Here is a 13,555-nt window from a genome sequence, read left to right on the forward strand (position 1 = left end):
AAAATTTGTTCGATTTTTGTTGACAAACAAATGTTTGGTTGCTACTATGTATTTAGAACAATTGTTCGTAACAAGTGTTCGTAGTGAGAATGGTTAGTAGTGTTGGTAGTGTTTGGGTTATGTATGTGAGGTGTAAAATGAGTGAAGCAATGATGGCTGCAGCAAGTCTTTATAATGATTCAAGATTTTTTAGTCCAAGTGAAGTACGAATCAGAGAAAATAAAAAGCGCAGAGCTAAGATCGTTCGAAGACAGTATATTACCCTTATAACAGTAATTTCTGCAATGATATTTGCATTTTTCTTCTTTACTTTTTCATTATTATCAGATGCTCAGTCAGACACTTTTGTTCCTGAGTACAAGTATTATAAGACTATAACAGTTCATACCGGGGATACTATCAGTGATATTGCTGTTAGATATTTTGACTCAGACAAATATAAAAATCTTGATCAATATATCAGTGAAATAGAAGATATCAACGGTCTTGGCGATACGTCTCTGGTGATGGCAGGAGAACAGCTTATTATTCCATACTATTCAACAGAATATAAATGATTGCGAAATAAAAAATTAAAATCAACAATATCAAATGATATTTATAACGCATTTACATTTTTCTTTTTACATAAAACCTCCAATAGTGTAATATATACTCATTGGGGGCTTTATGAAATTATCAAGTTTACTTTGCTATAATTCAATAGTTATTCAGTGCCATGACAATCCTGATGCAGATGCTATCTGTTCAGGATATGTTCTTTATAGATATTTTTCAGATAAAGGAAAAAATGTAAGATTTATTTATTCAGGTAATTTTGAAATTTCTAAGAGTAATCTTGTATATCTGATAGAAAGACTCCATATTCCAATTGAATATGTTACAAAGCTTAGTTCAAAGCCTGAGCTTCTTCTTATGGCTGATTGCCAGTATGGTGAGGGCAATGTTCATAAATTTTCAGCAAAAAACGTAGCGGTAATCGATCATCATCAGGTATCAACCACACTGCCAAAGCTTAATGAAGTAAGAAGTAATCTTGGTAGTTGTTGCACTGCTATATGGTATCTTCTTAAGCTTGAGGAAGAGGAAGACTTTTTTGATAAAAAGATAAATACAGCCCTTTATTATGGTCTGTACTCAGATACCAACGCATTTTCTGAAATATCTCATCCTTTGGATCGAGACATGATTGAAAGTCTGGACTATGACAAGAGCCTTATTTTAAAGCTTAAAAACATGAATCTTACGCTTCATGAGGCAAAGGTTGCTGGTGTTGCGATGCTTGGCATTGAATATCATGAAAAGGGAAAATATGCCATCTTGAAAAGCGATCCTTGTGATCCTAATATTTTAGGGCTTATAGGTGATTTTATCATTGCTATAGATTCTGTTGATGTTTGCATAGTTTACAGTATCTTATCATTTGGCGTAAAGTTTTCTGTTAGGAGCTGTTCTAAGGAAACAAGAGCAGATGAACTGGCTTCTTTCCTTGCAAATAAAATAGGTTCCGGTGGTGGCCATGTTGAAAAGGCCGGCGGTCTATTAAAAAATGAACTGATAAAAAAGCAGTATCCCGAGTATGTTGAAATAGAAGATATAGCAGCAAGGTATTCTATATCAAATATAATCAAAGAACGTCTTAATACATACTTTGATGATTGTGATATTATCTATGCAAAAAAAGCGTCGCTTGATCATAAAAGAATGAGAAAATATAGCTCTTTAAATCTTGTGGTTGGTGTAATTGATCCAAAAGAATTTGTGGCTCCGGGTTCTATGGCTATCATAAGAACCCTATCAGGGGATAAGAATATTGAAATAAAAAATAAGACAATGCTAGTTATTACTGAAAATGGTGATGTTGTTCCCATAACAAATGACAATTTTCTTAGCAGTTATACAAAAACAAGAAAAAAATTCAAACTGGTTACTGATTATAATCCTACAATAAAAATTGCTGATACCGGAAAAACATATAATTTAATGGATTATGTTAAACCATTTATATCAACCGACAAAATGAATATAAGAGCAAAAAAACTCACGAAAATGACAAAATTATTTACCTGTTGGGATAATGAAAAATATATGCTCGGCCAAAAGGGCGATTATATTGCTATAAGTGAAGATGATAAGCATAATATCTTTATTATTGATAAGAGCCAATTCAAAAAGACATACATTTCTGTGAAATGAAAAATCTTTATGACGTCTACAATACATCGGTATTTCAGCTGGTAAAAATATCGGTGTATTTTTTTGTTATTTTTTTACATTGAAGTAGCAAAGTAAATAATGTTAATATTTAAAAGCTACTATTTTGAATAATTAATTCAAAGAATTAGCAGTCAAACCAATCTGTTTTTGGGAGTTAAAATGGGGAATTACAGAAAAGCACATTACCGAACCAGAGATGGCCAAAGAATGAGCGCTTCTCAATATAAAAAAAGAAGAAAACTTGAAATATATTTTCATATTGCTTCTTTAGTTTTAATACTTGGTCTTGTAACTTCTGGCATTTGTTTTCTAGTATATAAGCTCAAGCATAAACCTGTTGAAAATACAGAAGTAGCGCAGGATGCAGCCACTACAGAGCTGACAATTGTAGACACAGTCGTTGAAGATGTAGAAATAGAAGAAGAGAATCCATATTTGAAAGTCTCAGAAGATGCTGATTCTTTTTTTGACGGATATAATGTTGATATTGATTCAGACACAGCTTATATATCAAGTGAGGAAGTTCAAAGCTCTTATGGTGTTCTGGTAAATCTGGATACAGGAAAAGCCGTTGCATCAAAGGATGGAAATGTTAGGATTAATCCGGCTTCTATGACTAAAATACTAACTATTTTGGTTGCTGCAGAACATATCGATTCCCTTGACGGAACATATACAATGACCCAGGAAATAGGTAACTATGTCTTTAGTAAGGATTGTAGTGCTGTAGGCCTAAAAGTCGGCGATGTACAGACTGTAAAAGACATGATGTATGGAACCATACTTCCATCAGGTGCGGATGCAGCTATGATGCTTGCAGAATATGTGGCAGGATCTCAGGAAGCTTTTGTTGAGCTAATGAATGAGAAACTTGAAGAACTTGGTCTATCAGATACAGCTCATTTTACTAATTGTATTGGTATATATGACGAGAATCATTACTGTACACTTACAGATATGGCAATGATCCTCAAAGCCGCTGAAGAAAATGACCTGTGTCATGAAGTATTAAATGCAAGAACCTATACAACATCGCCAACTTCTGAACATCCTGAGGGAATCACTATATCTAACTGGTTCATGAGAAGGATAGAAGATAAAGACATTCATGGCGAAATAATGGGCGCAAAGACTGGATTTGTCAATCAGTCCGGTTGCTGTGGTGCAAGCTACATGATTTCTAATGATGGCACTCACTATATCTGCGTGACTGCTGATGCATGGAGTTCATGGAGATGCATTTATGATCAGGTAGATATCTATCAAACATATACAAGTTAAAAGAAAGGGACTGTAGCTATAGATGATTAAATCACATCAATTAAATCATCATTAGTGCTACAGCCCCGTTTTTATTTATCATTTACTAAAATTTCATATTAATAGCGTCGTTAAAATGATAATATAGCAATAGGAGAAGTTTGCAATCAAGACTCAAATAAACCGGAGGCGGTATATGAAGGGTGTAAATACTAAAAAGATCATGTCTCTTGCTATCATTGGAAGCATTATAGTGGTTGCAATTATGATTATCGGAACGATTTGGACTGGACGAAGTGCAAGTTCAGGCGCCAGGAAGGCAGTTCGAAACGTAAGTATTTTATATCTTGAGGAGTTGGCTGGCAGAAGAGAACAGGTTTTGGCGTCAACTTTAAATGACTATATTAGTGACCTTGATGTGGCCATAGGACTTATGACTCCGGAGGACCTCTCAAGCACAGCAAATCTCCAGGCATATCAGCTTAGGATGAAACAGCTCTATGACCTTGAAAAATTTGCCTTTGTTGATGAAACAGGACTTATTTATACCTCCAGGGGGACCAGAACAGATATAGATCAGTATCATTTCGACTATCAGACTCTTTCCGGACCTGAAATCTCATTGAAGAATGAGGATGGTGACAACACAAAGGTCGTCATTGCAGTTCCCACGGATCGTCTTCCTTATGAGGGACATAACCTTGTTGCCTGCTTTATGGAGATGGACATGGAGCACATGCTCGCTAATCTTTCTTTTGAGTCAGGCTCCAACAATACCACCTTCTGTAATATTTACACTCCCGACGGATACTCGGTTGCCAATATGGTATTGGGGGGACTTGCCAGTGAGGATAACCTCTTATCCGCTTTTGAAGCCGCTGACATCGAAAATGACAGAACTGTAGAAGATCTCAGGAAAGATTTCGAAAACGGACATACCGGTGTAGTTTCTTTTACCTATAACGGTGTACAGGAGACCTTGTACTATGTTCCCGTACACAGGACAAACTGGATGCTGACATACCTTATCAGGGAGAGCGTTATCAGCCAGCAGATTGATGAGATATCAGAGGGTATCATAAAGAGGAGCCTGGTTCTTGCATTGTTGACTACCATTGTTCTTTCGGCTGTTTTTTTCATGATGCTGGTTCAGACCAGAAAAGCCACCAAGCTAGCCATGGAAAAAGAGACCTCGGAGGTTGTGCAGCAGGAACTTGAGGAGAGGATTGCCCTTCAGGATGAACTTCTTGAGCAGGAAAAGCAGAGGGCAAGGCTTGACAGGATGATCACAGCGCTTGCTTCCGACTACAGGAGCGTGTACTACGTAAATCTCAGCAAGGACAGTGCCACCTGCTTTAGCAATGATGATGCTCATGACAATATCCGCAAGGATGATGTTTTTGCCTTCTCTGAGGGCTTTACCGAGTATGCCAATAAATTCGTATCCGAGGACTATAGAGAGCAGTTCCTTGAGTTTATCAAGCCTGAGAATATCCGTAAAAGCTTAAAGGAAAGCCCTCTTATTGCCTTCAGATATCTGGTCAAAAAGGATGGAGTCGAGAGCTATGAAATGCTCAGAATGGCTGATGCCAGAACCGGCTCTGCGAGAAATGATGACTCAATAAATGCGATAGGTGTAGGATTTTCTGATATAGACGAGGAGATGAGGGACTCTCTTGCCAAGAATCAGGCTCTTTCAGATGCCCTCAAGACTGCTGAAGAGGCATCAAGAGCAAAGACTGTATTCTTATCAAGCATGAGCCATGAGATAAGAACGCCTATGAATGCCATCATAGGCCTTGATTCCCTTGCCCTCAATGAGCCGGATATTTCCGATACAACCAAGGATTATCTCGAAAAGATAGGAACCAGCGCACAGCATCTTCTTAGTCTTATAAACGATATTCTTGATATGTCCAGGATCGAGTCGGGACGTATGTCGCTTAAGAATGAGGAGTTTGCATTCTCCAAACTCATTGAGCAGATAAATGTAATATTCAGCGGACAGTGCCAGGAAAAAGGCCTTGAGTATAACTGCCACATTAAAGGACACTTAAATGACTATTACATCGGTGACAACACCAAGCTCAGACAGGTTCTTATCAATATTCTCGGAAACGCCGTGAAGTTTACCCCTGAGGGCGGAAGCGTTGAGTTTACCGTGGAAAAGACAGGTGGATTTGATGACAGGTCCACGATCCAGTTCAAGATAAAAGATACCGGAATAGGTATGAGCAAGGAATATCTGCCCAAGATATTCGATGCGTTTACTCAGGAAAATGCAGGAACTACCAACAAATATGGCAGTTCCGGCCTTGGAATGGCCATCACCAAGAGAATTGTCGAGATGATGAATGGCGAGATAAGCGTCGAGAGTGAAAAGAATGTTGGAACAACCTTCACTGTAAACGTAACATTAAGGGATTCTGAAAGGGTGCTGGCAGATGATAACGATGATCTCGAGGTTCATCCCGAGGACATGAAGGTTCTTGTCATAGATGATGACCCTCTTGCCTGCGATCAGGCGAGGCTTGTCATGAATCAGGCCGGAATTCATTCAGAGGCTGTCACGTCAGGAAGCGAAGCCATCAAGATGGTGAAACTCTCTCAGGCAAGACAGGAACCCTACAACCTTATAATTGTCGACTGGCAGATGCCTGAGATGGACGGTGTTGAGACAGCCAAAAACATCCGCTCGTTAATAGGTGCAGATACAGCTGTGATCATTCTTACAGCCTATAACTGGGATGATATATACGAAGAAGCCATGGACGCCGGTGTGGACAGCTTTATTGCAAAGCCTCTGTTTACCGAGAATCTCATAAACGAGTTTAAGAACGTACTTAAAAAGAAAAAGATAGCTGCGGAAAGTATCAGGAAAGCTGAGCTTGAAGGCAGGCGTGTGATTCTGGCTGAGGATATTGAGGTCAATGCCCAGATCATGATGAAGGTTCTTTCCATGAGAAAGATTGAGGCAGATCATGCAGTCAACGGAAAAGAGGCTGTTGAACTGTACAAGAACAAGCCAGAGGGCTACTACGATGCAATCCTCATGGATATGAGAATGCCTGAGATGGACGGCCTTACAGCCACCAGAAACATCAGAGCTCTGGGAAGGGAGGACTCTGCTTCTATACCTATTATTGCCCTGACAGCCAATGCCTTTGATGAGGATGTTCAGCTGAGCCTTCAGGCAGGACTCAATGCACATCTGAGTAAACCTGTTGAGCCGGCAGTTTTGTTTGAGACCCTGGAGAAACTTATAAAACCAGCTAGCGGAAATTTGTAATCATCTAAGTCCCTGAAGAAGTGATCTGGAGTCCTTCATTGCTGTATCAGAGGCTTTAGCGTAAATATTTGTTGTCTGAATGCTCTTATGGTTCATTTTTTTCTTAAGAAGCAGAATATTGTTATCACTTGCAGCATAAAAACTCATTGCAAAACTTGATCTTAATTTGTGAGGAGATATAATCCTTGCCTTTTCAGGAAGGCACACAGATACATATTTTTTTACCAAAATCTCTACAGCTCGTACTCCCAGGCGATTACCGGAAGTAGTAGTAAAAGCAGGGAATTTAAGATTATTTAGTCCAAATTTTGCCTTTTGTGATGAAAAATAGATTTCAAGATAATCCCTGCATTCATCAGAAAAATATACAATTTGAGTATCGCCACCTTTTCTGGTAACAATAACGCTGCAATCCTCGAGATTGTAGTCAATAATATCGGTATCAAGCATCTCAGAAACTCGAAGTCCTGTGTCAAGGAGCAAAATAAACATTGCTGAATCCCGATCTGCGTATATATAATGAACCTTAGCAACAGAATCATGTAGCTTGGTTCCATGGCGAACAGTATCGAGTAAAACTCGCTGTTCATCGTTTGTTAAATAAATAACATCCTTTTCAGGAATTTTAATTGTCTTAGTAGCGGCAATTGGATTACGTGAGACCTTGCCTGTAGCCACAAAAAAGCCATACATACTCGAAAGAGATGCACGTTTTCTTTTGACAGTCGATTCCTTATGATTACCGGATAAAGTCGTCAAAAAACGGTTTATATCAAGGATTTCAATATTGGCAATGTCATTTATGGTCAGATCCTTGATTTCTTTGTCACAATATGCTGGAAGGAAATTTACAATATATTCAAGATAAACTTTTATGTCACGACAATATTCAAGCTTGGTAGCATAATTTTCAACGCGGCCGAAGTTGTAAATAAAGTCACTTACAAAATCAGGCATTTCGCTTAACAGTTCATTGATCTTATCCGAATAATTGATCTTATTAGCTGGCATAAAAATAACCCCCGAACAAATAACTATCTAAATATATCTGATATAGCTATTATATCACAAGGTTCGCTTTTCGTAAAACTAGAATTTTGCGAAAAAGTCTATTCCTACCAAATTATCACTCCTCTTTCTCCATTTGATGAAATTACTCTGTTTAATGACTATATGACATGGCTGCAGAGTTTCGAACTTCGCCACCTGTTTTACGGCAAAGGGAAATGCGCATTGTCTGCAGGGATATTTTTGTGTACTTTGTGGGAGATACCATTTCTTTTAAGCTCATCAAGCAGACTCTGAATTATGATATCTTCCTCAAATCTTTGATGTACAGTTAGGAAAATCCTTCCTCCGACTGCTGCAACTTCAGTAAGCAAGGCATTGGCGCTTGGTACGTGAGTCCAGAATTCGGAGATATATTCTTCAACAGCTTTATACTTCCATTTTCCAACATAGCTTACCATATATGTGAAAAGCAAACGTCCTCCTGAGAGAGACCTTGCAAATACATCATATTTTTCAGCAAGAGTTGGAGCTGAATCAAGCATTAGACGGTTTCGGTTAGCAGAAAAAGTCATAGCTCCGGCTACCCGTTCAGAATCGCTCTGAATAAACGTCTTTCCACGGTAAACTGTGCATTGCCTGTCGAATGGCATGTTTCTTATTTTGTCGCTGTAATCAAGAAAAACCGTACTAACACAGTTGTGATGTGTGATTGTAGCTCCAAGCATAGGTCGTGCATTTATTATATATGAGCCCATGATTTTCTTATCCCGGTCAGGGTAAAGCGAATCTATCACTCTGGCATTTAAAAGAGCTATCATCGTTCCCGGGCTCGCATCGTTTGCGGATGTATACTTGAGAAAATCAGCTTCTGAGATCTCAATATCCATAAGGTTAAGATCTGCTGTATGAAACCCTGCATCTTTCTCCAGGGAGAATGCGGGCGTATATGAAGGTGTGGCAACATTTGACAGATCTATCTCGGGAAGGTAATCCATAGGGTCTATTGCTTCTTCAGGACGCACTTCATCCTCAAGTGTGCGAACGCCCCTGTGATCCGTTACACCATACCTTCTTGAGCAATACTCATAAAGCAAGGTTGAAAGGACCATATACATACCGGTCCCGTCAAGAAGGCCGTGATATATGTCAAGATAGATAAAATCGTCCCTATAGCATACAGCCCATACATGATAATTGGACTCTTCGCTGTTCAAGTTGATTCTTTTATTGTCATTTATAAGTGCAATTTCTTTGGGGTTATCCTCATAATATATCCGGTTTTCGTCCCTCTTCATCTGCAAGGATAGATAAGGATAGCGCTTTGAAGTATTTCTCACCGCTTCTGAAAGCATCTCACCGTTTATCTCATCTTTCATTCGCACACACAGTCTTACAGTGTAATCCATATTTAGTCCAAAGCTTCCATATACATGCAATACATCGCCGCGCGTCAATTCTTTCAATCTTTTGTCCTCCTATTCTCGTATTTACAAACTGAAATATGCGTTGTTAGAAAGTACTATCCGGAGTATCCAGCTCTATATATCCAATCTCATATTTGCCATCCCTGTATGTAATATTAAAGCCTAGGCTTGCACCACCTATTGGAAGAGGCTCAAAGCTACGTTATATTCCGATAGAACTATTGCATTTTATTCTGCTTCTGCCACTTTTCTTGAACTTGTTAAAATAGCAGTCGATTTAATAAGGCTGTACTGCCTTTATTGTAGTTTATTTAATAGTGGCAGTATTTTTTAGGCCTGTCTTTCTGCTTCTATCACATTTTTATAAATATAGGCAGTTTATTTTTTCTTAATTATTCTGCCTATATCGCAAACATATCAAAAGAAGCAGAATAACAACTCAAATTTCAACTGCCTATATCAATAAAACTCAAAATATAGGCAGAAATCATCCAGAATAATCAACTACCTATATCAGCATCACTCGGAATATAGGCAGAACCACAACCTAAAATTGAACTGCCACTAAATGAAACCTATTAGATAGAGGCAGTTTTACACCAGCTCAATTTGTACATAATCCTGAAAGTTAAGTGTTATCCTACATCATAGATTATTTTGTTACATTGTTTTCGCTGGAGAACTCTTTTTCATAAACACCTTATAGTCCAAGTAACACATAGCCATACCAATTACTCCCATTAAGACAGCAATTATGTATGGATTTACACCTGGATTTTTCGAAAGATCCGCTGTCATAATACCGACAAACAGTGGCACCCACATTACATTAACTAAAAATGCTCTCTCGTTCTTTTTCATACCCTCTTTTCCTCTACATAAAAACAATGTACATTTTCTCCAAAAATTCTAAAATTTGTCGATCATGAATGCCTTTATATATGATTATACTTCACATTTGCTTCACAACTCATTAAGTTTGTTTTAAGGATAAAAAACTATCATAAACATATCAGGAAGAACAAAACACCTTCCTGAACCCCCTCATAAGAACATAACTTTTTCATAACACACAGGCTGTGCCATATTGTTCACAGCCATCCTCCCTTAGACCCAGCCACCATACGGTGGCTTTTATATATTTGTTTCCGTCATAAATCTTTCCCAGTTATTTAACACACATTTTAGAATATATAGTGTATATTCTAATTATAGATACAAAATGTTGTAGTTTGATAGGCTGTACAAGGAGGTAGCCTATGAATATTGATGTTTTGTCACTTAGAACAAACATGAACGCAGCTGTTAACAACATCGAGCCTTCCACTAAGGATATGACGAGGAGATATACAGGCAGTTCCATCCTCGCTTCAATCTCATTTTCAGATATGCTTGAGAATGCCCTTAGAAATGAACTCTTAAAAGAAAGCTGATGATCAACCGCCTTTAAGAGGACACGGAGGAAATATCATTGCAGAGCGAGACTTATATACCAAGAACTTTTGGAAAGCCTGTTCCCAGGACCTATGATGCACTTCTCATAAATGGACACTACAAAGACCCCAGAGCCGTAAATGAACGGATTAAGAGCATCGTGTCAGCTTCACTAATCGTAATTTCAATAGCCCTGCCGGTGCTGTTGATCAATTAATAAGAGCATACACTTTATTTTAGGAACTGCATTAGTGGGCTAGAATGCATGAATTAATGCAAAGTAAAAAATGCGCCTGACAAAACAAGCGCATTTCTTATCTATAATAAAAATATAATACATATTCTTATTGGTTTCTGGCGTTTTCATCGAATACGTCACTGACTGTTTGAAACCAAGATGTAGGATCGTTTGGATTCATTCGTCCTACTGCTTCTTTTGCCAGTTGTTCAACTTTCTTCTGACGCTTCATCGCTTCAAAATATGCACTTGAATGGTGGGTACCATGTCCTCTACCACCAGTTACATTTTCGAGTTCTTCATCCACTAAATTTTTCTTATTATTTTCTGACATAATGAATCCTCCTTCGACTAAATATCATTTTCATTAACTATAGAAATGAAAAGAATCTGTGATAATAAATAACTGTAATCTACTATATAACCGTGCTACCTTCTTAAAAAATAGATATTCTTATTTTATTCCGCCTCTTTCATCGAACAAATCCACTACTGTTTGGAACCAAGACAAAGGGTCGTTTGGGTTAAGTCGTTTTTTGGCTTCTTCCACAAAGGCTTTCTTTTTTCGTTCTTCCGCTCTTGCCATCTTTGTGAATGGACCAGCACCAGGACGATGTCCTCCACCAGCAACCTCTTCAAGTTCCTCATCTGAAATTTTTTTTATGTTTTTATCAGCAATAACTGCACCTCATAAAGTCTATATCGACACCGAATTTACTTTGGTTAATAATTTATACGAACCAATTAATAAAATGGCAATTGGCGTCTTTAGCCATAAAACTTTTCATATTTGGATATCAAATGATGGCACTGAAGCCTGTGGTGCTGAGATATCCATTCCCATCCCAATCCCCATTCCCTGGGGCATGCTCATGGATGTAGCAGGGGAAATACCGCTGCCACCCATACCGGGCTTGGAGACGTTCTTTCCAAGTTCATGCTTTATCATATCTTTGAGGTATTCCATATTGGCCTTCATGATGGCCTTATCTTCTGAAGCCCTGTGTTTGCGCTTTAGTTCCTCCAGGTCCTCCTTGCTCATGTGAGGATTTACCACTTCCATGGTTTCAAGCATTTCCATAGCTTCTTCGAGCTCTTTAAGCTCTTCCTCACCAAACTCTGAGATCATCTCGTTGAGCTCTTTTAGCTCTTCTTCCGAAAAAGAGGCGCTGCCTTCCTGCATCTGTTCAAAGATACGGATTGTGCCTGTTTATTTACAGTTAATGCCTGTTTTATTGAGCAGAAGTACCCTCTCCTGTAACATCAAAGAAAAAATAAATGGAGAGGAAACTATGAAAAGAAAAATACGAAGCATTTTTGCTGCTGCCTTGTCAGTCATGGTCCTGTCAGGCTGCGGCAACAAAGCCCCAGAGCCTCAGGTCAGTCCTGCGGCCACAGAATACAAGTGGGAATTTGCCATGAAAAACACAGGTATCGATGAATTAAAAACTGAGTGTGACCAGAAGGGTTCAGTCGTATCCCTGGAGTATGACACTCCGGCTTATGCAGTCAATGATCTGCTGGGGCTTAATGAGACAATTCACAAAAAAATGAGTGTATATCTCCCTTACAACTATGACGAGTCACAAACGTACAATGTTCTTTACCTGCTCCACGGAACGGAAGGCGACGCAGATGGACCCATGGAAGATTTCTGGCTTGTACAGTGGGGTTCAGAAACCTTAAACGTACTGGACAACATGATAAAAAACGGACTTTGCGATCCCCTCATTGTTGTATGTCCCACCTACTATTCAATGGTAGACGGTCATGAACTTGGAGATAACGAAGCAAAGGCACTTGCTGAAAAGAGAAGCGACAGCTATATTTATACTTCCGAAGCTGAAGACGGCGGCGAAGTCGACAACTCTCAGAACATTTGGCCTGTATACTTCGGCCAGGAACTCAGAAACAATATCATCCCCACTGTAGAGAGCACATATAGTACTTATGCAAGGAAAGATGTATCGGAATCGAATCTTGTGGCAACAAGAGATCACAGAGCATTCGCAGGATTGTCAAGAGGTTCCATGACAGTTGCCCGTTCTGGCCTTACCGATAATGCTGATATCTTCGCATATTTTGGCAACTATTCCGGAATATGGCAGGAGTTTGAAACATTCAGGACAGCTCTTACACAAGATTATAAAGACTATCCTATTAAGTTCTGGTACAACGGAAACGGTAAGATGGACTTCGCAAAACCAAACCACGATGAATTCATGGATAAGGTAAAAGCTGAAATGCCCGATACCTTCACAGACGGAGAAAACTTCGCATATGTGGTTCTCAAGGATGGCGCGCACATATATAAGAGCTGGTTAGTGGATTTGTATAACTCACTACTGGTATTCTATAAATAATCACATATAAAAGATAAAAAGGGGCTGTCGCACTAAGTAATTAGTGCTCAGCTCCCTTTTTATGCCCAAAACACAAAAACCAGGCTTCGAAAAGCCTGGTTTTTGCTGTAAAATATGTTTATGCGACTAAACCAAATCTTACAAGGAGATTATACAGTATCTTCCTTGTATCATCAAATCAAACTTCCGCTAGACATAGAAATATCTATTCCATCTGATGATCCGGTACGCCTGGTTAGTGCATTTGTGGAGGAGATGAATCTTTCTGATCTTTATGAGACTTATGACAGAATCAGAAAGAGTCAGGCCTCACCGCGTC

The 13,555-nt window shown here is 38.8% G+C and carries 13 protein-coding genes and 1 pseudogene; 8 read left to right on the top strand and 6 right to left on the bottom strand.

The genetic code is table 11. The features are described 5' to 3' along the window. Window positions 1-137: 137 nt before the first annotated feature. The 4 genes from BM146_RS18980 to BM146_RS02405 all read left to right on the top strand — a co-directional run bounded on the left by BM146_RS18980 (window position 138) and on the right by BM146_RS02405 (window position 6,766). The gene (locus BM146_RS18980) at window positions 138-557 is read left to right on the top strand and encodes a LysM peptidoglycan-binding domain-containing protein (RefSeq protein ID WP_022774012.1); all 420 of its coding nucleotides are present in this window, start codon (window positions 138-140) and stop codon (window positions 555-557) included. A 112-nt stretch (window positions 558-669) separates the two neighbouring features. Further along, window positions 670-2,196 carry a DHH family phosphoesterase gene (locus tag BM146_RS02395; RefSeq protein WP_074883786.1) on the top strand — a complete coding sequence of 509 codons (1,527 nt, stop codon included), beginning with the start codon at window positions 670-672 and terminating at the stop codon, window positions 2,194-2,196. A gap of 180 nt (window positions 2,197-2,376) precedes the next feature. Further along, window positions 2,377-3,498 carry a D-alanyl-D-alanine carboxypeptidase family protein gene (locus BM146_RS02400; protein ID WP_074883789.1) on the top strand — a complete coding sequence of 374 codons (1,122 nt, stop codon included), beginning with the start codon at window positions 2,377-2,379 and terminating at the stop codon, window positions 3,496-3,498. Between the two features lie 175 nt (window positions 3,499-3,673). After that, window positions 3,674-6,766 carry a response regulator gene (locus BM146_RS02405; RefSeq protein ID WP_074883791.1) on the top strand — a complete coding sequence of 1,031 codons (3,093 nt, stop codon included), beginning with the start codon at window positions 3,674-3,676 and terminating at the stop codon, window positions 6,764-6,766. Here the strand turns inward: BM146_RS02405 and BM146_RS02410 are convergent, their stop codons facing one another. The 3 genes from BM146_RS02410 to BM146_RS02420 all read right to left on the bottom strand — a co-directional run bounded on the left by BM146_RS02410 (window position 6,767) and on the right by BM146_RS02420 (window position 10,062). Further along, entirely contained in the window at window positions 6,767-7,777 is a 1,011-nt protein-coding gene (locus BM146_RS02410; protein WP_074883794.1) for a tyrosine-type recombinase/integrase, read from the bottom strand. Window positions 7,778-7,977: 200 nt separating this feature from the next. Then, on the bottom strand, window positions 7,978-9,240 hold the full coding sequence (locus BM146_RS02415) for a hypothetical protein (protein ID WP_074883798.1): 1,263 nt from the start codon (window positions 9,238-9,240) through the stop codon (window positions 7,978-7,980). A 621-nt stretch (window positions 9,241-9,861) separates the two neighbouring features. After that, complete coding sequence (locus tag BM146_RS02420; RefSeq protein WP_074883801.1) at window positions 9,862-10,062, bottom strand: hypothetical protein; 201 nt, start codon at window positions 10,060-10,062, stop codon at window positions 9,862-9,864. A 398-nt stretch (window positions 10,063-10,460) separates the two neighbouring features. Here BM146_RS02420 and BM146_RS19315 point away from each other — a divergent pair, with 398 nt between their 5' ends. Both BM146_RS19315 and BM146_RS02425 read left to right on the top strand, forming a co-directional pair. After that, window positions 10,461-10,634: a hypothetical protein gene (locus tag BM146_RS19315; protein ID WP_177201566.1), complete on the top strand. Its 174-nt coding sequence runs from the start codon at window positions 10,461-10,463 to the stop codon at window positions 10,632-10,634. A 38-nt stretch (window positions 10,635-10,672) separates the two neighbouring features. Next, window positions 10,673-10,852 (top strand): hypothetical protein, encoded by a 180-nt coding sequence (locus BM146_RS02425; RefSeq protein ID WP_074883803.1) that lies wholly within the window; start codon window positions 10,673-10,675, stop codon window positions 10,850-10,852. Between the two features lie 127 nt (window positions 10,853-10,979). On the opposite strand, the gene BM146_RS02430 is transcribed toward BM146_RS02425, so the two are convergent. The 3 genes from BM146_RS02430 to BM146_RS02435 all read right to left on the bottom strand — a co-directional run bounded on the left by BM146_RS02430 (window position 10,980) and on the right by BM146_RS02435 (window position 12,056). Then, a complete protein-coding gene (locus tag BM146_RS02430; RefSeq protein ID WP_074883806.1) occupies window positions 10,980-11,207 on the bottom strand; it encodes a hypothetical protein in 228 nt (75 codons plus the stop codon). Window positions 11,208-11,327: 120 nt separating this feature from the next. Continuing rightward, window positions 11,328-11,459 (bottom strand): hypothetical protein, encoded by a 132-nt coding sequence (locus BM146_RS20140; protein WP_278308487.1) that lies wholly within the window; start codon window positions 11,457-11,459, stop codon window positions 11,328-11,330. A 198-nt stretch (window positions 11,460-11,657) separates the two neighbouring features. Beyond that, entirely contained in the window at window positions 11,658-12,056 is a 399-nt protein-coding gene (locus BM146_RS02435) for a hypothetical protein (RefSeq protein WP_074883810.1), read from the bottom strand. Between the two features lie 109 nt (window positions 12,057-12,165). Here BM146_RS02435 and BM146_RS02440 point away from each other — a divergent pair, with 109 nt between their 5' ends. Then, on the top strand, window positions 12,166-13,236 hold the full coding sequence (locus BM146_RS02440; protein ID WP_074883813.1) for an alpha/beta hydrolase-fold protein: 1,071 nt from the start codon (window positions 12,166-12,168) through the stop codon (window positions 13,234-13,236). 120 nt (window positions 13,237-13,356) lie between these two features. After that, window positions 13,357-13,555, top strand: a pseudogene (locus BM146_RS02445) (IS5/IS1182 family transposase); the annotation flags it as partial.

The sequence above is a fragment of the Butyrivibrio proteoclasticus genome (assembly GCF_900115735.1).
Taxonomy (GTDB): Bacteria; Bacillota; Clostridia; order Lachnospirales; family Lachnospiraceae; genus Butyrivibrio; species Butyrivibrio proteoclasticus_B.

Bases quoted from the DNA above. Each gene is read 5' to 3' on its own strand.
- BM146_RS18980 (WP_022774012.1), top strand. From the start codon at position 138: ATGAGTGAAGCAATGATGGCTGCAGCAAGTCTTTATAATGATTCAAGA.
- BM146_RS02395 (WP_074883786.1), top strand. From the start codon at position 670: ATGAAATTATCAAGTTTACTTTGCTATAATTCAATAGTTATTCAGTGC.
- BM146_RS02400 (WP_074883789.1), top strand. From the start codon at position 2,377: ATGGGGAATTACAGAAAAGCACATTACCGAACCAGAGATGGCCAAAGA.
- BM146_RS02405 (WP_074883791.1), top strand. From the start codon at position 3,674: ATGAAGGGTGTAAATACTAAAAAGATCATGTCTCTTGCTATCATTGGA.
- BM146_RS02410 (WP_074883794.1), bottom strand. From the start codon at position 7,777: ATGCCAGCTAATAAGATCAATTATTCGGATAAGATCAATGAACTGTTA.
- BM146_RS02420 (WP_074883801.1), bottom strand. From the start codon at position 10,062: ATGAAAAAGAACGAGAGAGCATTTTTAGTTAATGTAATGTGGGTGCCA.
- BM146_RS19315 (WP_177201566.1), top strand. From the start codon at position 10,461: ATGAATATTGATGTTTTGTCACTTAGAACAAACATGAACGCAGCTGTT.
- BM146_RS02430 (WP_074883806.1), bottom strand. From the start codon at position 11,207: ATGTCAGAAAATAATAAGAAAAATTTAGTGGATGAAGAACTCGAAAAT.
- BM146_RS20140 (WP_278308487.1), bottom strand. From the start codon at position 11,459: ATGGCAAGAGCGGAAGAACGAAAAAAGAAAGCCTTTGTGGAAGAAGCC.
- BM146_RS02435 (WP_074883810.1), bottom strand. From the start codon at position 12,056: ATGCAGGAAGGCAGCGCCTCTTTTTCGGAAGAAGAGCTAAAAGAGCTC.
- BM146_RS02440 (WP_074883813.1), top strand. From the start codon at position 12,166: ATGAAAAGAAAAATACGAAGCATTTTTGCTGCTGCCTTGTCAGTCATG.